The sequence below is a fragment of the Nocardia terpenica genome (assembly GCF_013186535.1).
GTDB classification, from domain to species: domain Bacteria; phylum Actinomycetota; class Actinomycetes; order Mycobacteriales; family Mycobacteriaceae; genus Nocardia; species Nocardia terpenica.
Genome location: NZ_JABMCZ010000005.1, coordinates 1,312,611 through 1,335,749 on the forward strand (window position 1 = coordinate 1,312,611; position 23,139 = coordinate 1,335,749).

A 23,139-nucleotide genomic window follows, 5' to 3' on the forward strand; every position below is an offset into this window, starting at 1 on the left:
GTGCGGGCGGCTACGGTACGAGCGTGCCTTCCCGTTCGCGTCTTCCCCGGCTGCCCGATCTCACGCCGCCGGGCGACGCGCGCCGCGGCTATGCGCAGCACGAGATTCTCGCCGAGGTGCGGCGGCTGATCCTCAACGGGAATCTGCCGCCGGGGACCGGGCTGCCGCTGCGGGAGTTCGCGCGGGTGTTCGCGGTCAGCGCCATTCCGGTGCGCGAGTCGCTGCAGACCTTGATCGGCGAGGGCCTGGTCGAGCACCGGCCCAATTTCGGGTACACGGTCACCCGGCTGACCGCCGCCGAACTGCGCGAGCTGTACGTGGCGCGGGAGCGGCTGGAGTCGGCGGCGCTGGCCGCGGCGGTGACGCGGGCGGGGCCGGAGGATCACCGGCTGGCCACCGAGTCGCACGCCCGGCTGGAACGGGCGGTGCTCGACGACGATCCGGCCGCCTATCATCGCGAGACCCGCACCTTCCATCTCGCGCTGGTGCGGGCCTCGGGCATGGCGCGGCTGGTGCACATGCTCGAATACGCCTGGAACATCACCGAACCGGTGCAGCCGATGGTGCACGTGAGCGCCGCCGAGCGGGCGGTGCTGCACGCCGACCACAGCCGCCAGCTGGCGGCGTTCCTGGCCGGGGACGCCGGGGCGCTGCTGGCCGCCACCGATCGCCACCACGCCCGGCTCAATCAGGTGGTGGCCGGACTGCCGACCGATCTGGGCCTGTTCGCCGAGCCTGCCGCACCGGCCGCGGAAGATATATAGTTTTCGCAACAAACCGGCAATACCGGATCGATAACGTCGCGCCCATCGATCCGCCGCGCGGATCCGACCGACGGGATGTGCGATATGACCGGGACCGCATGAGAATTCGTGTGATCAACCCCAATACCACGGCCGCCATGACGGCCGTCATCGGGCGGTGCGCCCGGGCCGTGGCCGCGCCGGGCACCGTGGTGGAGGCGGTCACCTCGCCGATGGGCCCGGCCTCGATCGAAAGCCACTACGACGAGGCGTTGGCGGTGCCCGGGCTGCTGGCCGAGATCGCCCGCGGCGAGGCCGAGGGCGTGGACGGCTATGTGATCGCCTGCTTCGGCGACCCGGGCCTGTCCGCGGCGCGCGAGCTGGCGCGCGGGCCGGTGCTCGGCATCGCGGAGGCCGCCATGCGCACCGCCACCCACCTGGGCCGCGGCTTCAGCGTGGTGACCACGCTGGCCCGCACCGTCGGCCAGGCCGTGGACCTCACCGAACGCTATGGCGTGCAACGCTTCTGCCGCGGCGTGCACGCCACCGACATCCCGGTGCTGGAACTCGAGGACCCGAAGGTGCGCGGCGTGATCGCCGACGCCTGCCGCGCGGCGGTGGCCGCCGACGATTCCGACGCGGTGGTGCTGGGCTGCGCGGGCATGGCCGATCTGTGCCATGAGCTGTCCGACGAGATCGGGGTGCCGGTGATCGACGGCGTGGCCGCGGCGACGGTGACGGTGCAATCGCTGGTCACCCTGGGACTGCGCAAGTCCGGCCGCGGCGAGTTCGCGTCGCCGCCACCGAAGCGCTACACCGGTTTGCTGTCCGAATTCGCCACCGACGGAGCCGAATCGTGAACCTGCCCCCGGAAGTCCTGTCCGATCTCGCCGCCCGGGTCCGGGCGGTCGACGCCGACCTGGCGCGCGACTATTCGGGCGATCGGCCCGGCCAGCCGATCCACACCGCCTACGTGTGCGCCGCCGACGCGAGCAAGGATCTGCCCGACGAATGGGGCGCGGCCGCAACGGCTCTCGCCGACCGGCACGCCGGTCTGCTCACCGACCTGTCCGATGCCGAGACCCTGGCCCGGGTGCGGGAGACGCTGGCGCGGCGGCCTATTCAGGATCTGCGCCTGGATTTCGAGGACGGCTACGGCACCCGCGGCGACGAGGCGGAGGACCGCGACGCCACCCGGGCCGGGCAGGTGCTGGCGACGCTGCCGCCCGCGGTGTTCTCGCGCGGCATCCGCATCAAGGGCCTCACCGGCGGCGAATACGGGCGCGCCATCCGCACCCTGGAGCGGGTGCTGGACGGGGCGGGCGGCGTGCCCGACGGATTCGTGTTCACGGTGCCGAAGCTGCGCGCGGCCGAGCAGGTCGACGTCGCCGTGCGGCTGTGCGAGGCGCTGGAGTTCGCGCACGGATTGCCCTCCGGCGCTTTGCTTTTCGAGTTACAGATCGAGAGCCCGCAGGCCGTGATCGCCGCCGACGGCACCGCGACCGTGGCCCGCGCGATCCACCGCTCCGCCGGGCGCTGCACCGGATTGCACTACGGCACTTACGATTACAGCGCGGCGTGCGGCATCTCCCCGCAGTTCCAGTCGCTCGAGCATCCGGTGGCCGACCACGCCAAGGCGGTGATGCAGGCCGCCGCCGCGCAGACCGGGGTGTGGGTGTGCGACGGCTCCACCCAGGTGCTGCCGATCGGCGCCGACGACGAGGTGGCCGCGGCGGTGTCGCGCCACTTCCGGCTGGTCACCCGCGCCCTCGAACACGGCTACCACCAGGGCTGGGACATGCACCCCGGCCACCTGGTGACGCGCTGGCTGGCGACGTTCGCGTTCTTCCGCGGCGCGCTGCCGGTGGCCGCCCCGCGCATCGACCGCTATCTGCGGCGCCAGGGCGGCGCGGTGGTCGACGAACCGGCCACCGCGCAGGCGCTGGCCACCGTGGTGCTGCGCGGCCTGGACTGCGGGGCCTTCGGCCCGGACGACGTCACGGCGCTGGCCCCGGCCGCGACCGTGGACGTGCTCACCCAGTTGCGAGAAAGGAAGTCACCGACGCGATGACCGGTGCGCCAATCGATTTCACCCTGCTGCCCGACCTGGCGCAACGCCCCCTCGGTGGCGCCGTGATCTGGGCGAACGACGAATCCTTCGCGGAGAAGGAGAATTTGATCCGCCCGGAGGCCGCCACCTTCACCGCGGCCACCTTCGGCCACAAGGGACAGGTGTACGACGGGTGGGAGACCCGGCGTCGCCGCCGTCCCGGTGGCACCGCGCCAGGGCCGGAGGACTGCGACGAAGCCGTTGTGCGGCTGGGTGTTCCGGGCGTGGTGCACGGCGTGGTGGTGGACACCGCCTGGTTCACGGGCAACTATCCGCCGGAGATCTCCGTCGAGGGACTGGTGGTCGACGGGTATCCCGCGGCCGCGGAGATCGCCGCGCGGACGGACTGGTTCACCCTCGTCGAGCGCGCGAAGGTGAACGGCGACGCGGAGAATCCGTTCCCGGTCGAGTCCACGCGCCGCGTCACCCACGTGCGACTGCGCATGTACCCGGACGGCGGCGTGGCCCGGCTGCGGGTGCACGGCACGGCGAAACCCGATCTGCGCTGGCTGGATTCGGGTCCGTTCGATCTGGCCGCGCTGGAGAACGGCGGGCGGGTGGTCGACTGCTCCAATCGGTTCTACTCGCATCCGCAGAATCTGCTGCTGCCCGGCCGGGCCCGCGTCATGGGCGACGGCTGGGAGACCGCCCGCCGCCGCGACGGCGGAAACGACTGGGTCCGAGTGCTTCTGGCGGGCGAGAGCGTGCCCGGCCTGGTGGAGATCGATACCTCCTACTTCCTGTCCAACAGCCCGGGCGCGGCCCGGCTCACCGGGTTTCGCGCCGACGGCGCCGAGGTGGAGTTGCTGCCGCGCACGGATCTGCTGCCCGATACCCGGCACCGCTTCGCGATCGCGGCGGCCGAGCCGGTCACCGAGATTCGCCTGGACGTGTATCCCGACGGCGGCTTCGCCCGGCTGCGCCTGTTCGGCACGCTGACCGCCGCGGCCCGCGATAAGCTTCGCGCCGAACAGGAGTGACCATGAGCGAACCCGGCTACCCCCGCGATCTGGTCGGCTACGGGCCGCGACCGCCGCATCCGCACTGGCCCGGCGAGGCGAATATCGCGGTGCAGTTCGTGCTCAACTACGAGGAGGGCGGCGAGAACTCCGTCCTCGACGGTGACCCGGCCTCGGAGACGTTCCTGTCGGATATCGTTCCGGCGCAGGCGTTCCCGAATCGGCACCTGAGCATGGAGTCGCTGTACGAGTACGGTTCGCGCGCCGGGCTGTGGCGGGTCCTGCGGGCCTTCGAAAGTCGCGGCATCCCGCTGACGATCTTCGCGGTTGCCCGTGCGCTGCAACGCAATCCGGAGGCGGTCGCGGCGTTCACGCGGCTCGGCCACGAGATCGCCTGCCACGGATTGCGTTGGATCTCCTATCAATTGGTCGATCCGGAGGTCGAGCGCCAGCACCTGGCCGAGGCGGTGCGCATCATCACCGACCTGTTCGGCGCCCCGCCGCGCGGCTGGTACACCGGCCGGGATTCCCCGCAGACCCGCGAACTGGTGGTCGAGCACGGCGGTTTCACCTACGACTCCGACTCCTACGCCGACGACCTCCCCTACTGGGTACGAGTCGGCGACGCGGATCACCTGGTAGTGCCATACACCTTGGAGGCCAACGACATGCGGTTCTCCTCCCCCGCCGGATTCGCCAACGGCGACGAATTCTTCGCCTACCTCCGCGACGCCTTCGACGTCCTCTACGCCGAAGGCGCCGCAGGCTCCCCCAAAATGCTCTCGGTAGGCCTACACTGCCGCATAGCAGGCCGCCCCGCCCGCGCCGCCGCCCTACACCGCTTCCTGGACTACGTCCAATCCCACGAAAAGGTCTGGCTGGCAAGACGAATAGACATCGCCGAACACTGGGCCCGGGTACATCCGCCACAGTGATCCCGGCATGCGCCACAGTGATCCCGGCTGCTAATGATCCCGGCATGCTTTTGGCCGGGATCTACCCGAAGCTCGGCACCGCCCCCAGACGGGACCAGACGGTGCCGCGGCGTTCGTAGGCGAATACCTTCTCGATCGCGTGGGCTACCTGCGGCCCGATCTCTCGCTCGACCAGATACAGCGCCACGTCGAGGCCGGAGGTTACCCCCGCGCCGGTGACCAGGTCGCCGTCGTCCACCACGCGGGCGGAGATCGCCTGTGCGCCGGTGGCTTTCAGAACGGGGTCGCCGAGGTCGTGGGTGGTGGCGGGGCGGCCGGTGAGCAGGCCCGCCATGGCGAGGATCAGCGAGCCCCCGCAGACCGTTACCACCAGGGTGTCGTCGCGTTCCATGGCGGCGGCCAGGAGCGAGGCGAGGTCGGTTCGGGCGGCGCGAGCCAGGATGGCCGCGATGGAGTTCTCGGAATCGGTTGCGGCACTGTCGTTGTCGGAGGGCAGGTCGCCCGCCGCCCCGGGGACGACGATCACGTCCGCGCGTACCGGGTCGAGGATTGCGGTGGCGCGCAGGCTTATCGCGGGCAGACTGCTGGGTACCTCGCGAGCCCCCTCTGCGCTGACCAGCTCGACCGCCACCGCGCCGCCGGTCGCCATGCCCGCGGCGTGCAGGACCTCGAACGGGGCTATGACATCCAATGGGTCGAAGCCGTCGAACAGAACGAATTGCGCATACATGCGGGGGTGCTCCTTGTGGGTATGGGCGGGTTGCCGAATCAGCGTAAGAGCACCGGATTCCGTGATCACAGTGGCGAAATCGTCAATCATCCACGGATTCTCGCCATGACCCCATTCAGCAGCTATCCAGCCCACAGCCCTATGACCTGGACCTTCTACCCCGGCGGGAATTCACCTATCGTGGCCGCATGCACACCGTGGCCGTTCTCGCCCTCGATCATGTGGTGCCCGCTGATCTGAGCACGCCCATCGAGGCGTTCGGCCGGGCGCGGCTCGCCGACGGGCGGCGGCCCTACCGGGTCCGGGTCTGCGCGCCGACGCCGCGGGTGGTCACCGAAACCTTCGAGATCGTCGCCCCGCACGGGCTCGACGCGCTGCGCACGGCCGACACCATCATCGTGCCCGGCTGCTCGGAAAACGCTGCGCCACCGGACATTCGGGCGCTCGACGCGCTGCGCGCGGCCGCCGCCTCCGGGACCCGCATCGCCTCCGTCTGCACGGGCGCGTTCGTATTGGCGGCGGCGGGATTGCTGGACGGGCTCGCCGCCACCACGCACTGGCAGGCCGCCGACCTGCTCGCCGAACGGTATCCGCGCATCGAGGTGCGCCCCGATGTGCTCTACGTCGACAACGGCCGCATTCTCACCTCGGCGGGCGCGGCGGCCGCCCTGGACCTGTGCCTGCACATGATTCGCCGCGACCTCGGCTCCGCGGTCGCCGCCGATACCGCCCGCCTGTCGGTGGTGCCGCTGGAACGCGAAGGCGGACAGGCACAATTCATCGTGCGCCCCACCCCGTCCGCCCCGCGAGGCTCACAGCTCGAGCCGGTGCTGTCCTGGATCGAGGAGCACCTCGCCGAGGATCTCACGCTCGCCGATCTCGCCCGCCGCAGCGGATTCAGCGAACGCACCTTCAGCCGCCGCTTCCGCGACCAACTCGGCACCACACCCGTCCAGTGGCTGCTGCACACCCGCGTGCGCCGCGCCCAATACCTGCTCGAAACCACCGATCACGGCGTGGAACGCATTGCCGCCCAAGCCGGTTTCGGCTCCCCCACCGCCTTCCGCGACCGCTTCAAACGCATCGTCGGCGTCACCCCGCAGAGCTACCGCAGCTCGTTCCGCTCCAGCCGTTCCAGCGCCACCGCGCGGCGCATGGTCTCGCGCGCCCGGCCACGATCGCCCGCGTAGTCGTAGGCGCGGGCCACCCGGTAGCAGGTGCGCCAATTGTCCGGGTCCGCTTCCCATTCCCGCTTGACCTGCTCGAACAGGGCGTCGGCGGCGGGCTTCTCGATGCGGCCGGACGGTCGGCGCGGCAGCTGCGAGGTGTCGAGCTCGCCGCCCTCCGCATGCATCCGCCGCGCCAGATGCTGATGGGCGAGGGCGGCGCGAATACTCGTCGCCACCACCCACACGCCGATGATCGGCAGGATCAGCACGCCGATACCCATGGCGACGCCGACGGCCTTGCCGCTGCCGATCAGGCCGACCGCGATCCGTCCCAGCAGCAGGAAATAGAACGCGAGCGCGACGACCAGGAAGACGAGCAGGCCGACCGTGCGCAGCACGGCCCCGTCGGTCCGCCCGCTCACAGGTCCAGCAGCGGGTCGAGACCGACCGTCAGGCCCGGACGCGCGCCGATCTGCCGCACGCCCAGCAGCACACCGGGCGCGAAGGAGCTGCGGTCCAGCGAATCGTGGCGGATGGTCAGGGTCTCGCCCTCGGTGCCGAACAGCACCTCCTGGTGGGCGACCAGCCCGGCCAGCCGCACCGAGTGCACCCGCACGCCGTCGACGCTCGCGCCGCGCGCGCCGTCCAGCTCGGTGGTGGTGGCGTCGGGGCTCGGTCCCACCGCGGCGCGGCGCCGCGCGTCGGCGATGATGCCCGCGGTGCGGTAGGCGGTGCCCGACGGCGCGTCGGCCTTGTTCGGGTGGTGCAGCTCGATGACCTCCACCGAGTCGAACCAGCGGGCCGCCTGCTCGGCGAACCGCATCGACAGCACCGCGCCGATGGCGAAGTTCGGGGCGATCAGCACCCCGACCTCCGGCTTACCGGCCAGCCAGCCCCGCACCTCGCCGAGCCGCCCCTCGTCGAAGCCGGTGGTGCCGACCACGGCGTGAATTCCGTGCTCCACCAGCCATTTCAGATTCGGCATCACCACATCGGGATGGGTGAAGTCGATCACGACCTCGGTGCCGGACTCGGTGAACGCGTCGAGCGCGTCGCCCTTGTCGACGGCGGCGGCCAGATCCAGATCGTCGGCCGCCTCGACCGCCGCACAGATCGCCTGCCCGACCTTGCCGCGCGCGCCGAGCACACCCACCCGGATCCGGTTCGTGGTCACCTGAACTCCTCACATGCTGTCCGACAATCCCCGCCGAGCCTACTGCGCCCGCGGATCGGCGAGTGGCACCCCCAGCACCGGAATGACCGATAGCCGGTCGGCATCAATCGAAGACGATCACCTGCCGCAGCCCGTGCCCCGCGGCCAGTTCGTCCATGGCGTGATTGATCTCCTCGAGGCCGATGCGCGCGGACACCAGCCGCTCCACCGGCAGCCGCCCCGCGCGCCACATGCGCACGTACTCGGGAATGTCGCGGGCGGGCACCGCCGAACCCAGGTAGCTGCCCACGATGGAGCGGCCCTGCGCCACCAGCCCGAGCGGCGAAATACTCGCCCGCGCTTCGGGATTGGGCAGGCCGACGGTGACGGTCGTGCCGCCCGGCGCGGTCGCGGCCACGGCGGTCTCGAAGGCGCGCACGGTGCCCGCCGCCTCCACCACCGCCTCCGCCTGGATGCCCCGCTCGCTCAGCTCCGCCGGGGTGTACACCTGGGTGGCGCCGAGTTTGCTTGCCAGATCCAGCTTTTCGGGCAGCGTGTCGACGGCGATGACCTCGCCGCCGAGCTCCTCCCGCAGCGACGCCGCCACCAGGACCGCGGCCATGCCGACCCCACCCAGCCCGACCACCATGATCCGGTCGCCCGCGCCGGGCCGGGCCGAATTCAGCAGCGCCCCACCGCCGGTCAGCACCGCGCAGCCGAGCACGGCCGCCACGTCCGGCGGCACGTCGTCGTCCACCGGCACCACCGAGTGGCGATCCACCACGGCATGGGTCGCGAAGCCCGACACGCCCAGATGGTGGTGGACCGGTGCGCCGCCGCGCAGCAGCCGCCGCCCACCGGCGAGCAGTTCCCCCGCATTATTGGCGAGGCTGCCCGGCAGGCACGGCGTGCGCCCGTTGGTCGCGCAGCCCTCGCACCGCCCGCACCGGGGCAGGAAGGTCATCACCACGCGCTGCCCGACCCGCAGATCGCTGTCGCCGGGCCCGAGCTGTTCGATCCGCCCGGCCGCCTCGTGCCCGAGCAGCATCGGGAGCGGCCGCACCCGATTGCCGTCCACCACCGACAGATCCGAGTGGCACAGCCCCGCCGCCTCGATCCGCACCAGCAGTTCCCCCGGGCCCGGATCTCCCAGGTCCAGGTCGTCGATGACGATCGGGCGGGAGTCGGCGTACGGGGTGGGGTCACCGATTCGTTCCAGGACAGCACCGCGAATCCTCATTCTCGAGACGCTACCGCGAATCGCCGCCGGAGACCCGTCAGCCCCCGCGCGCGACCATGCGATCCACCGTGCGCGGCGAGACGATCCCGAGCAGCCGCAGGAACGCGGCATACTGCGGCACCATCCGCACCGGCCGGGTGCGGATCGCGGTCACCAGCCATTCGGCCGCCTGCTCGGGCGTGAGTCCCGGCATGGCGCGGAACTTTTCGGTGGGCGCGCTCATGGCGGTGTGCACCAGCGGGTAATGCACGGAGGTCACGGCGATCCCGGCGCGTTCGAGCTCGCCGCCCGCCGCGCGGCCGAAGCCCGCGAGCGCGGCCTTGGAGGCGTGGTAGGCCGTGAACCACGGCGAGGTATCGGCGGCCACGGTCCAGGTCCCGACATTGATCACGTGCCCCGTACCGCGCGCGATCATGTCCGGCAGCAGACCGAGCGTGAGCTGCACCGCGCCGAAGTAGTTGACCGCCATGGTGCGGTGATAGTCGTGCATCCGATCGAACGATTCGGTGAGCGGCCGCCGAATCGACCGTGCGGCATTGTTGATCAGCACGTCCACCCCGCCGTAGGTATCGACCACCCACCGCACCAGTTCCTCGACCTGTCCGGCCTCGGACATGTCACACACCCGATACTCGACCTTGCCGCCCGCCGCGCGGATCTCCCCCTGCAACCGCTCCAACTCATCCCGCCGCCGCGCCACCAAAACCATCTCGGCCCCCGCCCCCGCCAACCGAACCGCCGCCGCCCGCCCCACCCCCGCCGACGCCCCCGTCAACAAAATCCGCTTCCCCACAACAACTTCCGCCCCGCCCCGCCCCCGCCGGACGCCACCCACCGGCCCCAACGACCGCGCCAGCAACGCCCGGCCGATCCGCTCCCGCACCGTCACAGCCCCACCCTCCTTCCATTCGCCGCGCCTACGCCGCCAGTCAACCACGGTCACCCATCCCGGCACGGACGCAGCGTGTACTGCCGCTGCACACCGCTATATTTCGCCGCCTGTAAAACGTCTCTTCGAACAATCATTACCCATAACGAAAGATTGCCCCTAACAACGTAATCCGGCACGGCGCTTCCCCAAGTGAACATTGATTATGTTGTGGGACAACGAGATCTACAATCGTCTCACAATACGTGTCGGATGGTCCGCCGCAGTGACGGCCGCGCCGACCGAGTACGCCGGGAGAACCAATGCGTCGTCCCTTGTTCACCGCGTTCACCGCCTCATTCGCCACAGCGACCGCCGTCGCCGCGAGTGTGGGCCTGGGTACCCCGCTCGCCTTCGCCTCCACCGCCACTCCACCCGTTACCGTTTCCGGCCCAACCCCGTTCGCCTCCGGCTGTAACGGTGCCCCGCAGACCGGGACCAACTACCCCAACACCAAGGTTGAGCCACAGATCGCGATCAATCCGGCCAATCCGAACAACATCGTCGCGGGCTACCAGCAGGATCGGTGGTCCGACGGCGGCGCCAACAGCGACATGGCGGGCGTCTCTCATGACGGCGGAGCGACCTGGAAGCAGGTCGTCATTCCGCACATCACCCACTGCGCCGGCGGCGATTCGAGCAACGGCGGCGACTACGAGCGCGCCACCGACCCGTGGGTCACCTTCTCCCCCGACGGGACGTTGTACTACATCTCGCAGCCGTTCAACAGCTCCAACCCGACCAATGGGATGTCTGTCAGCAGGTCCACCGACGGCGGCGACACCTGGAGTGACCCCGTCTCCCTCATCCAGGACACCGAGACCGGTGTCCTCAACGACAAGGTCTCCATCACCGCCGACCCCACCGACGCCCACTACGTCTACGCCACCTGGGACCGGCTCACCACCTCCAAGGCCAACCGCAGCGCCGCCGAGGCGTTGCACGAACGAGCGCAGGCGAGCAGCGGCCCCACGATGTTCGCCCGAACCACCGACGGTGGCGCCACCTGGTCCACGACGACCATCTTCGACCCCGGACAGAACGCCCAGACCATCGGCAATCAGATCGTGGTGCTGCCCAACGGAACCCTGGTCGACGCCTTCGAGCTGATCTCGAACGGGAGCTCCAGCCTCGCGATCATCACCTCGGCCGACCACGGAGCCACCTGGTCCGGGCCCACCACTGTCAGCCAGGAACAGGAGAGCGGTGTCACCGACCCCAACACCGGCGCGGCGATCAGGACCGGCGGCGCCATCCCGGAGATCGCCGTAGACTCCCGCACCGGGACCTTGTACCTCACCTGGCAGGACAACAGGTTCAGCGGTGGCGACCACGACGGCATCGCCTTCTCGAAGTCCACCGACAACGGAGCGACCTGGTCCGCCCCCATTCAGGTCAACACGTCCCCGAACACTCCCGCCTTCACCCCCACCGTGCGCGCGGGAGTCGGCGGATCGATCGCCGTGTCCTACTACGACTTCCGCAACCTCGCCGCGGACAACACGACGACGCTGCCCACCGACTACTGGCTGGTGACTTCCGCCGACAACGGGGCCACCTGGTCCGAAACCCACATTGCCGGCTCGTTCGACATGTTCACCGCCCCGAACGCCGAAGGCTACTTCCTCGGCGATTACGACGGCCTCGCCGCCACCCCCACCGGCTTCCGCCCGTTGTTCGCAGCAACCAACGACAACAACCTCGACAACCGCACCGATATCTTCACCGCGACCACCGACAGTACGACGATCACCCGATGAGAAAGCCGCGGTCGTGACCGGCAGCAGATCAGTCGACGTCGTCGCCTTCCGAGAGCACGGGTCCTCGGCTGGGCGGCGTGAGAGGAGTCAGCCCGGGGCCGAACGCAGTTCGACACAGCATTCACCGGCTTTCGGTGCCAGGACCGCCTGCACGGTGTCGGCGCCGAGGCCGGTGAGCATGCCGTGCAGGTAGGCGTGGTTGAGTCCGCATACCAGTTCGGGTGCCGCGCCCGCCAGCGGATGGAATGGGCAGTTGCGCAGCCGTAGGCACAGCGGCCGGTCTCGGTCGGGTTCGAAGCCCTGCTCGGTGAGCAGCTGCCGGGTCAGGGTCAGGGCGCGTTCGGCCCCCAACCGGCCGGGCTTCAGGCGCTCTCGAACCGCCGTGCCCAGCTCCGCACCGCGCTGCCCGGCGACACGCACCGCGGCCTCGCGCGCGGTCTCTCCCGCGCCCTCGGTGAGTACCGCATCCATCAGTATTCGGGCCAGGATCTCGTGGCGGCGCTCCGGGATATTCACGCGCACTTCGGTATCGGTGGGTTCGTACACCTTCGGCGTACGGCCGACCCGGCGTACACCCCCGAGGTGTTCGTACCGCGCACGCAGCAGCCCGGCATCGACCAGCTTGTCCAGGTGGAAAGCGGCCAGCTTGCGGGAGATGCCGACCTCGGCGGCGGCCTCGTCGCGGGTGACCGGGCGCCGGGCGCCACGGATGAACCCGTACATCCGCCGCCGCCACTCGTCGTCGAGCGCGGCCACTGCCGCGATAGCCGAATCATCGGTCACATGACCACAATAACGCCGATCGTGTTAGCCGAAATCTATCCGGGTACTCATCTGGTGTGTCGAATCTTGACCACCAAAGGCAATTACGCCAATAATGATTGGCGAAACCAGATGCTGGTTGGGAGGCTGTCGTGACCGCAGATCCACAGCAAGCCAAGCGCCCGGTGAGCGCGGTACTGGCCGGGCCCTACGGGCATCCGTTCCATCCGATCCTGGTGACCGTGCCGATCGGCGCGTGGGTGGCGAGCCTGGTGTTCGACATCGGCTCGCACCTCGTGGGCGACCCCGACTTCCTCGCCGAGGGCGCCCTGTGGCTGATCGCGATCGGGGTACTCGGCGCCCTGGCGGCGGCGATGATCGGATTGCTCGATCTGCTGGCCATTCCCACCGGTACGACCGCATTCCGCACCGGACTGCTGCACATGGGTGTGAACCTGGCCGTCACGGTCGCCTTCGCGGCCGATTTCCTGTGGCGGCGGTCCGGCGGCGGCCCGCACGGTGCCGTCGCGGCGGGCCCGCTGGCGCTGTCGGTGGTGAGCCTGGCGGCGCTGGCGGTCTCGGGTTATCTCGGTGGCAAACTGGCCTACCGCTACGGCGTCCGGGTGGCCGACGAAGCCAGCCAGGCCGCCGGATACCGGCGCTGAATTCTCGCTGTCCCTCACAACTTCGGGAGATCTCATGGGTATCGCGGCGTTGATCCTCTGGTTACTCACCGCGGCCGGCGGTTTCGTCCTGCTCGGCACGTGGATCGCGAAAGGCGGTGTACGGCAAGGCAGTACCACCCGGCTGCCCGCACCGGTCGTGTTCGGGCATTTCCTGCTGGCCGCGGCCGGACTGATCGTGTGGATCATCTATCTGGTTGCCGACAACGACGTCCTCGCCTGGGTCGGGTTCGCCCTGCTGGTCCCGGTCGCGCTGCTCGGATTCGCCATGCTGCTGCGGTGGATACCGGTCTACCGCGCGGCCGCCGCCGCGGGAACGGCCGAACCCGCCGAACGGCACTTCCCCGTCGCGATCGTCGGCGGACACGGTGTGCTGGCCGTCGCCACGGTCGTGCTGGTCCTGCTCACCGCACTCGGCGTCGGCGGAAGCTGACCGGTGGCCCATCGATCAGCACGTCGTCAGTGCCTCCTGGACCGCGTCGAGGTGGCGGAGTACGACCGGCTCGGCTTGGCGGGCCAGCGTCCGGACTTCGTCGGAGGCGCCAGCGGTGATCTCCTGGCGTACGGCGGCAAGGGTTTCGGTGTGGAATCGTTGCTGCATCTGTAGCCACGCGACGTCGAAGTCCCGGCCGGTCTTCATACCCGTGGCCAGTAGCTGCTGTGTCTGGTCAGGGGTGGGTGTCAGCGGGAGCGGTGTGCCGGTCCGTACCGCGACCATCGCACCCTGGGCATCGAGTTGGGTGTGATCGGCGACCAGCATCCGGCCGATCCTCGGAACAGCATCGCAGACGCCCTGCCCGGTGAGCGCGGCCCGGGCTCCCGACAGCGTTTCCGCGAGATTGCCCTGATGAGCGGCCATCAAGAATTGCTGGTCCTGCCCGGCCAGCGCGACCGGTTCGGCACTGCCGACAGGCCCGGACAAACCGGTCGAGGCGACAGCCGCCGCCGCAACCAGCACATAGTGGCGTATTCGCATGGCAAAACCCCTCTCGTACCGAAGCGTGCTTGCTGCCGCCCGTATTACCCGGCTCTGCGCGACATACGCCTGCGCGGCGACGGTAATGCGGGGACGGAGATCATCGAGGATCCTTGTGCCGCCACCGGTTTGGTGGACACGTCGAACGCGCATGGTTAGATTGAACCATGGTTCAACGAAAATTCCCTCATGCCCCGAAGCCCTGAGGCTTCGGCCGCGGTCCGGGACACGACGCGGGCCCGGATCCGGCGGGCCGCCGTCCTGTTGATGGCCGAGCAGGGCTATCGCGCGACGACACTGCGGCAGGTCGCCGCACGGGCCGGGGTCGCTGCCGGCCTGCCGTCGCGGTACTTCGGCAGCAAGGCGGGGCTGCTGATCGACGTGGCCGACGGATGGCGCGAACGCACCCGCTCGGCCCTGGCGGCCCAGCAGGGTGACAGCCCTGCCGCCTCGCTGCGATTGCTCGTTCGCTCGGCACTTCTCGGGCTGGACACCTCCGCCGAGGAGATCGACGAGGGGCGAGCCGTCTGTGCGCTGCTCGCCGATCCCGAAGCCCGTGCGGTGCTGCGGGCGGCCGGAGCCGACGACGCGGCCTCCGACCTGTTTCGGGTGCTGGACGACGCGCTGCTCGCCTCCGGCTCACTCGATCCGGTAGGCGACCGGCTGTTGCTGCTGGCCGGTATCCGCGGTGGGCTTGTGCTCGCCGCCGAAGATCCCACCTTCCCCCTCCGCGAGCTCGAAGAGGCACTGCTCAACCGTGTCCTCGGCCCTCGCTCCACAGAAGAGAGAACCCGATGACACCGGCGAACGAGATACGTCCCTTCCGCGTCGACATCGCGCAGGCCGACCTGGAGGACCTGCGCGACCGACTGGCCCGCACCCGGTGGCCGGACGAACTGCCCGGCGTCGGCTGGGACTACGGCGTGCCGCGCGGCTACCTGCGAGAGCTGGCCGAATATTGGCGCACCGCCTACGACTGGCGTGTCCATGAGGCGCGGCTCAATACCTTCCCGCAGTTCACGACGGAGATCGACGGCGCGGACGTGCACTTCGTGCATGTCCGCTCGCCCGAGCCCGACGCCGTGCCGCTGATCATCACGCACGGCTGGCCCGGGTCGGTCCTGGAGTTCCTGGAGATCATCGGCCCGCTGACCGACCCCCGCGCCCATGGCGGCGATCCGGCCGACGCCTTCCACGTGGTGGCGCCGTCCATCCCGGGGTACGGCTTCTCCGGGCCGACACGTCAAACGCACTGGGACTACCGCCGCGTGGCCCGCGCCTGGGCCGAGCTGATGAACCGGCTCGGCTACCGGCGCTACGGGGCCCAGGGCGGCGACTGGGGCGCGGGCATCTCCCGCGAGCTCGGCGTGATCGCGCCCGGCCAGGTCATCGGCGTCCATCTCAACGGGACACCGACCTTTCCCACCGGCGACCCGACCGGACTCGACGACCTCGACCGCGCACGCTTGCTGACCTGGGAGCGGCACCGGGCGCAGACGTCCGGCTACACCGCCGTGCAGGCCACCCGACCGCAGACCCTGGCGTACGGGCTGACCGATTCGCCTGTGGGACAGCTCGCCTGGATCGTCGAGAAGTTCCAGGAGTGGACCGATTCCGACGACGTTCCCGAGAGCGCGGTGGACCGTGACCACATGCTGAGCAACGTCATGCTGTACTGGCTGACCGGTACCGCGGGCTCGTCGGCGCGGCTGTACAAGGAATCGGCCAGAAACTGGGCCGAGGCCGAGCCGTCCCGGGTACCCACCGGCATGGCGGTGTTTCCGGGCGATATCACCCTGCCGGTCCGCGCGTTCGTGGAACGCCTCGACAACATCGTGCATTGGACCGAGTTCGACCGCGGCGGCCACTTCGCCGCGATGGAGCAACCAGAACTCCTGGTCGGCGACATACGCCGCTTCTTCCGCACACTCACCCCGAGCTGAGCCGGGAGGTGCCGCGCGGCTCTGTGATCAGGTCGAGGATTGCGGTGGCGACGGCAGCGGGCCGCTCGAGCGGCAGGAGGTGCCCGGCACCGTCGACAACGGTGACTTCCGGCGCGCCCAGGACACGCACGAGTCGCCTTGCTCCTTCCGAGAAGTCCGGCATGTCGTCGGCCCCGTGCAGAATACGGGCGGGCATTGTCGTTGTCGCCCACCAGTTGTCGGCGGCGAGGGGATCGGGCGCGGATTCGGCGGGCTCGGTTCGCCGGGCGAGATTGCGACGCAGCGCTCGCGCGAGCGCCTCCCGCACAGGGACCTACCAGGACAGCACGACTCGCCGAAAATGCGTGGTAATCGCATTTTCAGTGTCAGGCCCAACTGTCGGGCTGGGAGCCGTCGATATCGGTGAATCCATACTCGCGGGCGAGTTGGGCGGAGGTGAGTGACTGCTGGTTCCATCTGGCCCGGTCCGGGTCGGTAGCCACGGCCGCGACGGCGCGACCGACATAGCGTGGTGATTCCGAGGCAGTGAACCCGTGCGGGGCGGTCGGATATCCGGCGGGCCGGTTCGGGCGCAGCGCGTCGCGCCAGTTCTCTTCGGTGACACCGTAGTTGTCGAGCATGATCTCCGAGCGCAGCCAGCCAGGGGTGATGGCGATCGCCGTGGCACCGTACGGCGCGAGTTCGTGGCCTTGGGAAAAGGCCAGCCGGTTGACCGCGGCTTTGGTCAGGTCGTAGAACACCGAGATCCGATACCGTGCCGCGTTGTAGGCGGTGGTGCCGTCGGTGACCTCGACCAGTAGACCGCCGGATGTGGTGATCACAAGCGGCAACAGGTGATGCGAGGTGATCAGGTGTGTCTCGACGCCGAGCCGGAGGATGCGCAGGCCCGCGTCGAGATCATGCCGCCAGATCGGGGTGTTCCAGTCGGCGGGACCACCTTTGAGCCGTTCGGCCCCCCAGATGTCGTTGACCAGCACGTCGATACGGCCGTGTTCGTCCCGTACACGTTCGGCAAGTCGTCGTACCTGTACGGGGTCGAGATGATCAACCTGGATGGCGATCCCCGTCCCGCCCAGGTCCGTCACCAATTCGGCGGTCTCCTCGATGGTCTCGGCACGGTCGTAATCCGACCGGATCGTGCCGGTCACGCTGCTACGTCCCGTGCAGATAACGGTGGCGCCAACCTCACCCAGTGCAGCAGCAATGCCACGCCCCGCCCCCCGGGTCGCGCCCGCGACCAAAGCAACGCGCCCACGCAGCGCGCCACGAGACGGCGACCAAGGCATACGGCAAGTCTGACATGTTCGTCAAAACGGTCCGATGTCGCACGTCTCTCTCGCAGTCGTCGTATGCGTCGCCCTGGCCGCCGTGAACGTGGCTGCGGTCCGGCTTCGTTGGCCGCCCGTGTCGCGCGCGGTCATCGTGGGTCATCGTTCCCGGCATTTGATGTTGGAAGGTCGTGTCGCCCAACAGATCTGAATGGTTGGCCAAGGCGCGGCATTACGGGTTGCGTGCCTGCCTGGGCGGGCTGCGGCGGCCGTTGTAGTGTCAGGACTGTCAGTGTGCGGTGAGGCCGCCGTCGACGATGAGTTCCGCGCCTGTGACGTAGGAGGATTCGTCGCTGGCGAGGAAGAGCATGGCGTGGGCGATCTCGCTGGGGAGACCGGCCCGGCGCATGGGGGTGCGCACGATGTCTGGTTGCTGGTCTCCTTGTTCGTCGAGAATGTCTTGGATCATGGGTGTTGCGATGACGCCTGGGTGCACGGAATTTACCCGCACGCCTCGGGTTGCGTATTCGACGGCGGCGGTTTTGGTCAGCAGCCGTACCGCTCCCTTGGAGGCGTGGTAGGCGGCGGCTGCGCCACTGCCGACGATGCCGAGAACCGACGAGGTGTTGACGATCGAGGCGGCGCCGGATGCGCGCAGCAACGGCATCGCCGTTTTCATTGCGAGCCAGGTACCGGTCTGGTTGACCGCGATCACGCGATCCCATGCTTGTTGCCCGGTGTCCTCGACCCCGCTCCAGTCCACGACCCCCGCGACATTGATCAGGATATCCAGACCGCCGAACCGCTGACGGGTGGACTCGACGACCCGCGCCCATTGCTCGGCCGAGGAAACGTCCAGCGCGATGCCCAGAACGTCGGCGCCCTCGGCCCGAAGCCGGGCCGCGAGGGTCTCGATCCCACGTTCGTCGATGTCGGTGACGACCAACCGCGCCTGCTCGCGGGCGAACAGTTCCGCGGTGGCCAGCCCGATACCGCCGGTCGCGCCGGTGATCAGTGCGACCTTGCCGGTGAGTCGTCCGATCGGCGCGTTCACTGCGCGGTCCCTCCGCCGTCGACGGTCGCGGCGATCTCCTCGGGCCGCCCCAACCGTTCGATGGCCAATCTCATTGCGGCGCGGGCCGATTCCTCGTCGGTGAGGTCCCAGGAGGACGGGACGGTCGTGGTAGTCATGATTCCTTCCGGTGGCTGGTCGATATCGACCACGATGGCCGGATCACGGTCGCCGTGGGAGGCCGCCGTTCTCGTGGGAGTAACGCCCCCACGTGTTTCCGGCCCTGAGGTGCGGGTATCCGGCGTCCGTCGGGAGGTGGGAGGATGGCGCAGGAGCGGGTATCGGGACCGATGGATCTGCGATGGCGGTCTTGGCGTGGAGCGCTGACGCGGACGTTCGGTGCCTTCTGGTCGGACAAACTGACCGATTGGGCCGCGGCGTTGACGTATTACAGTGTGCTGTCACTGTTTCCGGCACTATTGCTGCTCACCGCGTTGCTGGGATTACTCGGGCGTGCCACGACCGATTCGATGATCGCTACCGTGCGCCAGGTCGGGCCGGGCAGCGAGACGGCATTCGTGGTCGGTGCACTGGAGAACCTGCGGAACACACAGTCGTTGTCCGGGCCGTTGGCGCTGGTCGGGTTGGTCACCGCCGTATGGACCGCGTCCGCCTACATCGGCGCGTTCATCCGCGCGGCCAACTCCCTCTACGAGATCGACGAGGGACGTTCGATCTGGAAGACGCTACCGCTGCGGTTCGGGCTCACCCTCATCATGCTGGCGGTAGCGGCGGCCTGCGCGGTCGGTGTGGTGGTCACCGGAACTGTGGCACGCAAAGTCGGGCAATGGCTGGGCGTCGGTTCAGCGGGAATGCGAGTGTGGGATGTCCTCAAATGGCCCGTGCTGGCACTGTTGGTGAGCCTGGCCTTCGCCCTGCTGTACTGGGCTGCGCCGAACGTGCGTCAACCCGGATTCCGTTGGCTGACACCGGGCAGCGTGCTCGCCGTCCTCATCTGGATCGCCGCCTCGGCAGGTTTCGCCTTCTACGTCGCGAACTTCGGTTCCTTCAACAGGGTCTATGGCTCGCTGGCAGCCGCGGTCATCTTCCTGATGTGGCTGTGGATCACCAACCTCGCCGTCTTGATCGGAGCGGACATCGATGCAGAACTCGCCCGCGGGCGCGGCAGTGATCGCTCATGGCCGCCAGGCCGTTGTCGGGACTGATCGTGACTCGAACCGTTCTCACCAAGTAAGCCGACCGCCCGCGACTGTTGTGGGTGTGGGGTGTGTGCGGAGGTTGCGGACCGCGGGTGAGAGCAGCGGGGCGAGGGCCGCGGCGGCGAAGGCGATGCCGCTGCCCAGCGCGACGTGGTCGGCGCCCCACCACGTCGCGGCGGGTGCGACGAGAAGTTGGCCGATCGGAATCGCGGTGTAGGACAACAGATCGCTGTAAGCGCCGACTCGCGAGAGCAGGTCGCGGGGAATGTGTTGCTGCACCGAGACCTCCCACGCCACGGCTACCGCGGTGAACCCCATCCCGGCGATGAAGGCGCAGGCGAGCAGCCACGGCAGGTCGGCGTGCAGTCCCAGGGCCAGCAGTGCGCACCCGCCGCACGCACCGGCCAGTTGCCCGGCGCGCAGCAGATGCCGCAGTGTGTACCGAAACATCAACGCGGTCATGGCGAGCAGTCCGACCGCGCGGATACCGAGTACCAGACCCCAGGCGAACGCGCCGTCGCGGGAGCCGGTCAGCGCAGGCCCCAGAATCTGCCAGACACCGGTGACGCACAGGTTGATCAGGAAGAACGACAGCGTCGTCACCCACACCCACTGGGTGCCGCGGAACGCACGCCAGCCGTCGCGGAGGTCGGCGAGCACGCCGCCGGTGCGGGCAGTCGGCATCGCGGCATCCAGAGACATACCCGACAGCAATGCGGCAGCGACCAAAAACGTCGCCGCGTCCACGGCGATGGCCCAGCCGCCGCCGACGGTGGCGACCAGTATTCCCGCGACCATGGGCCCGGCGATCTTGGTGGCGTTCTTCGTCCCGGTCAGCAGCGAGTTCGCTCGCTGCAACGCACCGGCACCGACCAGTTCCGGCACGATTGCGCGTAAGGCCGGGGCCGCGAAGGCTTCCAGCGCTCCGTTTGCCAGCTCCAGGCAGGCCACGACCGACAGACTGTAATGCCCGGTGAGCAATACGGCCGCGACCGCCGCCTGGGTCAGGCCCGCGCCGAAGTTCGCCGCCATGAGCACGATCCGGCGGCGGCACCGATCCCCGACCACACCTCCGATCACCAGCAGCGCCAGATGCGGGAGGAGCTGTGCGGCCAGCACGAACCCCAGGTCGCCGAGCCGGTGGGACGCTGTGAGGACGGCGAGGGCCAGCGCGGCGGGCGTCATGGCGCTGCCCAGCAGCGAGATCAGTCGAATCAGGAGAAACCGGCGAAACCGCGGGGTCAACCGGGTCGGAGTCTGATGCACCGGGCAATGCTGTCGACGAGCGCCGCCGCTACGCTAACCCTTCGGAGAAAGACGAAACGATGACCCTGCTCAAGCTGACCGCCGGCGCCCTGACCCGGTGCCGGTTCGCTCTGTCACCCCTCGCGGAGACGATCGGCGCGCTGATCACACTGCAGCGCCGACACATCCTCCCGGGCCACGAAGCATGGCACGCCCGATACCTGGCCGACTACGAGCACTGGCTCGCGCGCGATCCGGTGGCCGCTGGACTGCTGCCGCTCATCGCCGCGACCAAGCGTTTCCCCGACCTGGTCGCTCAGCCGCCACGGGACGGCTCGGGCACCCGGATATCCGACGAATTATCCTCCGTCGCAGCACATTCGGACGCGCAGGTGCGGGCAATGGTGGCGGCATCGCTCGAGGCGAGCTGGCAGCCACAGCGGACCGGCTGGCTGACGCTGAACGGGCTCGGCCCGCGAATCGCCGACATGCTGCGGTACGGCTGGGAACATTTCATCGCACCGGACTGGGTGCGGCGCCGCGCACTTCTCGAACGCGACATCACCTACCGCACAACGCTTGTCGCCGAACACGGGTGGCAGCACGCGATCGAATCGCTGCGAACCAGACCCGTCTGGTCACCCGAGGACACCGCGATCCGATTCAGCAACCAGAGCCTGCCCGACCGCGAAATCACCGACGACGGACTGATTCTCGTCCCACGCACCACCGGCGGAGGCTGGTGGACCTGCGAACAGCCACCGCGATACGCGCTGGTGTATCCCGCCCGCGGCGTCGGCACCGGCAGCCATCGCGCCGAATCCGATGCGCTGGCAACGCTTCTGGGCACCGGTCGCGCCCGGATCGTGCGCGAGCTGATCCAACCGGCCACGACCACCCAACTCGCCGCCATCCTGAGCATCTCCCTGGGCACGGTCGGCGCACATCTGTCGGTGCTCCGCGACGCCGACATCGTCACGGGGACACGGACCGGAAAGAACGTCGTCTACCGACTCACCGACCGCGGCGAACGACTCGTCACCATCCTCGCCACACCCAGCCGAGCCATCGACAATCGCGGACCTTCGTGAGATCGATCGCCATGTGCGCGATGATGGTGTCCTGCAATGCCATCGACTGGGGGAGAGCATCGTGCAATGGTGGGAGTTCTCGTTGCTCGGCGCGTGCGGCGGCGCTGGCGTCGAAGCGTTGGCGGTTTTTCGCTGGCTCGCCGTGTGGCGAGACGCCCGGCGGACACCGACGGGGCGGGTGAAGGGCAAGCCGCCGCAGGTGAGCACGTATCTCGACCTGCCGGTGCACGCATGGATGCTGGTGGTCCGGACGCTGCTCGGCGCTGGCACGGCGGCGCTGTTCGGCGCAACCGGTCAGATCAGCGGCGCGTATGTGGCGGTCGCGCTCGGATTCGCCGCCCCGTCGGTGTTGGCCCAGTTGGGTTCCGTCCCCCAGTTGGCGTCCGTGATCTCCGGTCCACCGCCCACGCGTTCGGTCGGATCGTCAGCGGAGGCGGACCCACCGCAACAGCCGCGGCCACCGGGAAAGGAGGTCGGCTGATGCCGAACAACTCGTTGCATCGCCGGGTACTGACCGGGCTGCTCGGCGTCCCGCGGCGCTCACTGGGTGAGGTGAATCCCCCTGTCACGGAGGGGTATTCGATCGGCAGGCGCGTGCTGGCAGGGCTGCTGGGCGTGGCATTACCCGATATCGATGCCGGGCAGACCGTCGCGAGTCAAGCGGCGGATCCACCCGTATCACGGCCGCCGAGCATCAGCTATCGGAGATTTCGCAGCGTCGGAGGCGCGGGTACGCCCGCGGACGAGGCCACGAGTCGCCCCGAGCTCGGGGAATGGTCGAGATACCGGACACACGGGGACATTGCCGGACGGCTGAACAAGCTGTTCGAAACCGTGCATCCCCCGGGGCGTAAGCCGCACACCAATGCCGAGGTGGCGGCCGCGCTGACGGCCGACGGCCATCCGATCTCGAAACCGTATCTGGCGCAGTTACGTTCGGGCCAGCGGACCAACCCCTCGGATGAGACGGTGGCCGCGCTGGCTAAGTTCTTCAAGGTCAAACCGGACTACTTCTTCAACGACATCTACGCCGCCAAGATCGATCACGATCTGGAGCTGCTGTCCCAGCTACAGGGCTACGGACTGCGCCGGTTGTCGAGCAGGGCGTTCGATTTGTCCGAAGAGTCGCAGAACCTCCTGACCTCCATGGCCGAGAAGCTGCGGGCGAGCGAGGGCCTGCCCGAAATTCCGCCGGACAGCACGGAATAGGAA

At 69.0% G+C, this 23,139-nt stretch carries 27 protein-coding genes; 15 read left to right on the forward strand and 12 right to left on the reverse strand.

Features of this window, described 5'->3' with window-relative positions:
- Nucleotides 1–23: 23 nt before the first annotated feature.
- From HPY32_RS41820 to puuE, 5 genes are all read left to right on the forward strand, one after another.
- A complete protein-coding gene (locus tag HPY32_RS41820) occupies nucleotides 24–764 on the forward strand; it encodes a GntR family transcriptional regulator (protein WP_082871261.1) in 741 nt (246 codons plus the stop codon).
- Between the two features lie 98 nt (nucleotides 765–862).
- Entirely contained in the window at nucleotides 863–1,603 is a 741-nt protein-coding gene (locus tag HPY32_RS41825; RefSeq protein ID WP_067586693.1) for an aspartate/glutamate racemase family protein, read from the forward strand.
- Nucleotides 1,600–2,814 (forward strand): DUF6986 family protein, encoded by a 1,215-nt coding sequence (locus HPY32_RS41830; protein ID WP_309247579.1) that lies wholly within the window; start codon nucleotides 1,600–1,602, stop codon nucleotides 2,812–2,814. The genes HPY32_RS41825 and HPY32_RS41830 overlap by 4 nt, the downstream gene beginning before the upstream one ends.
- Nucleotides 2,811–3,833 carry an allantoicase gene (gene alc / locus HPY32_RS41835; protein ID WP_067586689.1) on the forward strand — a complete coding sequence of 341 codons (1,023 nt, stop codon included), beginning with the start codon at nucleotides 2,811–2,813 and terminating at the stop codon, nucleotides 3,831–3,833. The genes HPY32_RS41830 and alc overlap by 4 nt, the downstream gene beginning before the upstream one ends.
- A 2-nt stretch (nucleotides 3,834–3,835) precedes the next feature.
- A complete protein-coding gene (gene puuE, locus HPY32_RS41840; protein WP_067586687.1) occupies nucleotides 3,836–4,747 on the forward strand; it encodes an allantoinase PuuE in 912 nt (303 codons plus the stop codon).
- Nucleotides 4,748–4,808: 61 nt separating this feature from the next.
- Here puuE and HPY32_RS41845 read toward each other — a convergent pair whose 3' ends face one another.
- The gene (locus tag HPY32_RS41845; RefSeq protein WP_067586685.1) at nucleotides 4,809–5,477 is read right to left on the reverse strand and encodes a DJ-1/PfpI family protein; all 669 of its coding nucleotides are present in this window, start codon (nucleotides 5,475–5,477) and stop codon (nucleotides 4,809–4,811) included.
- 188 nt (nucleotides 5,478–5,665) lie between these two features.
- On the opposite strand from HPY32_RS41845, the gene HPY32_RS41850 reads away from it, so the two are divergent.
- Nucleotides 5,666–6,667 carry a GlxA family transcriptional regulator gene (locus tag HPY32_RS41850; RefSeq protein WP_067586682.1) on the forward strand — a complete coding sequence of 334 codons (1,002 nt, stop codon included), beginning with the start codon at nucleotides 5,666–5,668 and terminating at the stop codon, nucleotides 6,665–6,667.
- Here HPY32_RS41850 and HPY32_RS41855 read toward each other — a convergent pair.
- The 4 genes from HPY32_RS41855 to HPY32_RS41870 all read right to left on the reverse strand — a co-directional run bounded on the left by HPY32_RS41855 (nucleotide 6,583) and on the right by HPY32_RS41870 (nucleotide 9,928).
- Entirely contained in the window at nucleotides 6,583–7,068 is a 486-nt protein-coding gene (locus HPY32_RS41855; protein ID WP_171983297.1) for a hypothetical protein, read from the reverse strand. The genes HPY32_RS41850 and HPY32_RS41855 overlap by 85 nt on opposite strands.
- A complete protein-coding gene (gene dapB / locus HPY32_RS41860) occupies nucleotides 7,065–7,805 on the reverse strand; it encodes a 4-hydroxy-tetrahydrodipicolinate reductase (RefSeq protein WP_231951915.1) in 741 nt (246 codons plus the stop codon). The genes HPY32_RS41855 and dapB overlap by 4 nt, the downstream gene beginning before the upstream one ends.
- A 118-nt stretch (nucleotides 7,806–7,923) precedes the next feature.
- Complete coding sequence (locus tag HPY32_RS41865; RefSeq protein WP_067586679.1) at nucleotides 7,924–9,039, reverse strand: alcohol dehydrogenase catalytic domain-containing protein; 1,116 nt, start codon at nucleotides 9,037–9,039, stop codon at nucleotides 7,924–7,926.
- A gap of 37 nt (nucleotides 9,040–9,076) precedes the next feature.
- The gene (locus tag HPY32_RS41870) at nucleotides 9,077–9,928 is read right to left on the reverse strand and encodes an SDR family NAD(P)-dependent oxidoreductase (RefSeq protein WP_309247580.1); all 852 of its coding nucleotides are present in this window, start codon (nucleotides 9,926–9,928) and stop codon (nucleotides 9,077–9,079) included.
- A gap of 302 nt (nucleotides 9,929–10,230) precedes the next feature.
- On the opposite strand from HPY32_RS41870, the gene HPY32_RS41875 reads away from it, so the two are divergent.
- A complete protein-coding gene (locus tag HPY32_RS41875; RefSeq protein ID WP_067586674.1) occupies nucleotides 10,231–11,727 on the forward strand; it encodes a sialidase family protein in 1,497 nt (498 codons plus the stop codon).
- A gap of 87 nt (nucleotides 11,728–11,814) precedes the next feature.
- Here the strand turns inward: HPY32_RS41875 and HPY32_RS41880 are convergent, their stop codons facing one another.
- The gene (locus HPY32_RS41880) at nucleotides 11,815–12,510 is read right to left on the reverse strand and encodes a helix-turn-helix transcriptional regulator (RefSeq protein WP_067586671.1); all 696 of its coding nucleotides are present in this window, start codon (nucleotides 12,508–12,510) and stop codon (nucleotides 11,815–11,817) included.
- A gap of 131 nt (nucleotides 12,511–12,641) precedes the next feature.
- Here HPY32_RS41880 and HPY32_RS41885 point away from each other — a divergent pair, with 131 nt between their 5' ends.
- Both HPY32_RS41885 and HPY32_RS41890 read left to right on the forward strand, forming a co-directional pair.
- A complete protein-coding gene (locus tag HPY32_RS41885; RefSeq protein ID WP_067586669.1) occupies nucleotides 12,642–13,154 on the forward strand; it encodes a DUF2231 domain-containing protein in 513 nt (170 codons plus the stop codon).
- Nucleotides 13,155–13,188: 34 nt separating this feature from the next.
- Nucleotides 13,189–13,605, forward strand: a complete 417-nt coding sequence (locus tag HPY32_RS41890) for a hypothetical protein (protein WP_067586667.1) — start codon at nucleotides 13,189–13,191, stop codon at nucleotides 13,603–13,605.
- Between the two features lie 15 nt (nucleotides 13,606–13,620).
- On the opposite strand, the gene HPY32_RS41895 is transcribed toward HPY32_RS41890, so the two are convergent.
- The gene (locus HPY32_RS41895) at nucleotides 13,621–14,148 is read right to left on the reverse strand and encodes a DUF4142 domain-containing protein (RefSeq protein WP_067586665.1); all 528 of its coding nucleotides are present in this window, start codon (nucleotides 14,146–14,148) and stop codon (nucleotides 13,621–13,623) included.
- Between the two features lie 189 nt (nucleotides 14,149–14,337).
- Here HPY32_RS41895 and HPY32_RS41900 point away from each other — a divergent pair, with 189 nt between their 5' ends.
- Both HPY32_RS41900 and HPY32_RS41905 read left to right on the forward strand, forming a co-directional pair.
- On the forward strand, nucleotides 14,338–14,946 hold the full coding sequence (locus HPY32_RS41900; protein WP_082871258.1) for a TetR/AcrR family transcriptional regulator: 609 nt from the start codon (nucleotides 14,338–14,340) through the stop codon (nucleotides 14,944–14,946).
- A complete protein-coding gene (locus HPY32_RS41905; RefSeq protein WP_067586661.1) occupies nucleotides 14,943–16,091 on the forward strand; it encodes an epoxide hydrolase family protein in 1,149 nt (382 codons plus the stop codon). Before HPY32_RS41900 ends, HPY32_RS41905 begins: the two co-directional genes overlap by 4 nt.
- Here HPY32_RS41905 and HPY32_RS41910 read toward each other — a convergent pair.
- From HPY32_RS41910 to HPY32_RS45435, 4 genes are all read right to left on the reverse strand, one after another.
- Entirely contained in the window at nucleotides 16,078–16,398 is a 321-nt protein-coding gene (locus HPY32_RS41910) for an alpha/beta fold hydrolase (protein ID WP_067586658.1), read from the reverse strand. The genes HPY32_RS41905 and HPY32_RS41910 overlap by 14 nt on opposite strands.
- Before the next feature lie 58 nt (nucleotides 16,399–16,456).
- Entirely contained in the window at nucleotides 16,457–17,377 is a 921-nt protein-coding gene (locus HPY32_RS41915) for an SDR family oxidoreductase (protein WP_067586655.1), read from the reverse strand.
- 271 nt (nucleotides 17,378–17,648) lie between these two features.
- Nucleotides 17,649–18,413 (reverse strand): SDR family NAD(P)-dependent oxidoreductase, encoded by a 765-nt coding sequence (locus HPY32_RS41920; RefSeq protein ID WP_171983298.1) that lies wholly within the window; start codon nucleotides 18,411–18,413, stop codon nucleotides 17,649–17,651.
- Entirely contained in the window at nucleotides 18,410–18,550 is a 141-nt protein-coding gene (locus HPY32_RS45435) for a hypothetical protein (RefSeq protein ID WP_156674382.1), read from the reverse strand. The genes HPY32_RS41920 and HPY32_RS45435 overlap by 4 nt, the downstream gene beginning before the upstream one ends.
- 144 nt (nucleotides 18,551–18,694) lie before the next feature.
- Between HPY32_RS45435 and HPY32_RS41930 the strand changes: the two genes are divergently transcribed.
- Nucleotides 18,695–19,597 (forward strand): YihY/virulence factor BrkB family protein, encoded by a 903-nt coding sequence (locus tag HPY32_RS41930; protein WP_067586652.1) that lies wholly within the window; start codon nucleotides 18,695–18,697, stop codon nucleotides 19,595–19,597.
- Between the two features lie 18 nt (nucleotides 19,598–19,615).
- On the opposite strand, the gene HPY32_RS41935 is transcribed toward HPY32_RS41930, so the two are convergent.
- Nucleotides 19,616–20,857 carry an MFS transporter gene (locus HPY32_RS41935; protein WP_067586649.1) on the reverse strand — a complete coding sequence of 414 codons (1,242 nt, stop codon included), beginning with the start codon at nucleotides 20,855–20,857 and terminating at the stop codon, nucleotides 19,616–19,618.
- A gap of 59 nt (nucleotides 20,858–20,916) precedes the next feature.
- On the opposite strand from HPY32_RS41935, the gene HPY32_RS41940 reads away from it, so the two are divergent.
- From HPY32_RS41940 to HPY32_RS41950, 3 genes are all read left to right on the forward strand, one after another.
- A complete protein-coding gene (locus tag HPY32_RS41940; RefSeq protein ID WP_067586646.1) occupies nucleotides 20,917–21,927 on the forward strand; it encodes an ArsR/SmtB family transcription factor in 1,011 nt (336 codons plus the stop codon).
- A 61-nt stretch (nucleotides 21,928–21,988) separates the two neighbouring features.
- Nucleotides 21,989–22,408, forward strand: a complete 420-nt coding sequence (locus HPY32_RS41945; RefSeq protein ID WP_156674381.1) for a hypothetical protein — start codon at nucleotides 21,989–21,991, stop codon at nucleotides 22,406–22,408.
- A 320-nt stretch (nucleotides 22,409–22,728) separates the two neighbouring features.
- Entirely contained in the window at nucleotides 22,729–23,136 is a 408-nt protein-coding gene (locus HPY32_RS41950; RefSeq protein WP_067595577.1) for a helix-turn-helix domain-containing protein, read from the forward strand.
- Nucleotides 23,137–23,139 lie beyond the last annotated feature (3 nt).

Excerpts from the sequence above, each read along its gene's own strand:
- HPY32_RS41825 (WP_067586693.1), top strand. The coding sequence starts at position 863 with ATGAGAATTCGTGTGATCAACCCCAATACCACGGCCGCCATGACGGCC.
- puuE (WP_067586687.1), top strand. The coding sequence starts at position 3,836 with ATGAGCGAACCCGGCTACCCCCGCGATCTGGTCGGCTACGGGCCGCGA.
- HPY32_RS41900 (WP_082871258.1), top strand. The coding sequence starts at position 14,338 with ATGCCCCGAAGCCCTGAGGCTTCGGCCGCGGTCCGGGACACGACGCGG.
- HPY32_RS41895 (WP_067586665.1), bottom strand. The coding sequence starts at position 14,148 with ATGCGAATACGCCACTATGTGCTGGTTGCGGCGGCGGCTGTCGCCTCG.
- HPY32_RS41940 (WP_067586646.1), top strand. The coding sequence starts at position 20,917 with ATGACCCTGCTCAAGCTGACCGCCGGCGCCCTGACCCGGTGCCGGTTC.
- HPY32_RS41845 (WP_067586685.1), bottom strand. The coding sequence starts at position 5,477 with ATGTATGCGCAATTCGTTCTGTTCGACGGCTTCGACCCATTGGATGTC.
- HPY32_RS41930 (WP_067586652.1), top strand. The coding sequence starts at position 18,695 with ATGGCGCAGGAGCGGGTATCGGGACCGATGGATCTGCGATGGCGGTCT.
- HPY32_RS41915 (WP_067586655.1), bottom strand. The coding sequence starts at position 17,377 with ATGCCTTGGTCGCCGTCTCGTGGCGCGCTGCGTGGGCGCGTTGCTTTG.
- alc (WP_067586689.1), top strand. The coding sequence starts at position 2,811 with ATGACCGGTGCGCCAATCGATTTCACCCTGCTGCCCGACCTGGCGCAA.
- HPY32_RS41890 (WP_067586667.1), top strand. The coding sequence starts at position 13,189 with ATGGGTATCGCGGCGTTGATCCTCTGGTTACTCACCGCGGCCGGCGGT.
- HPY32_RS41865 (WP_067586679.1), bottom strand. The coding sequence starts at position 9,039 with ATGAGGATTCGCGGTGCTGTCCTGGAACGAATCGGTGACCCCACCCCG.
- HPY32_RS41905 (WP_067586661.1), top strand. The coding sequence starts at position 14,943 with ATGACACCGGCGAACGAGATACGTCCCTTCCGCGTCGACATCGCGCAG.
- HPY32_RS41875 (WP_067586674.1), top strand. The coding sequence starts at position 10,231 with ATGCGTCGTCCCTTGTTCACCGCGTTCACCGCCTCATTCGCCACAGCG.
- HPY32_RS41850 (WP_067586682.1), top strand. The coding sequence starts at position 5,666 with ATGCACACCGTGGCCGTTCTCGCCCTCGATCATGTGGTGCCCGCTGAT.
- HPY32_RS45435 (WP_156674382.1), bottom strand. The coding sequence starts at position 18,550 with ATGACTACCACGACCGTCCCGTCCTCCTGGGACCTCACCGACGAGGAA.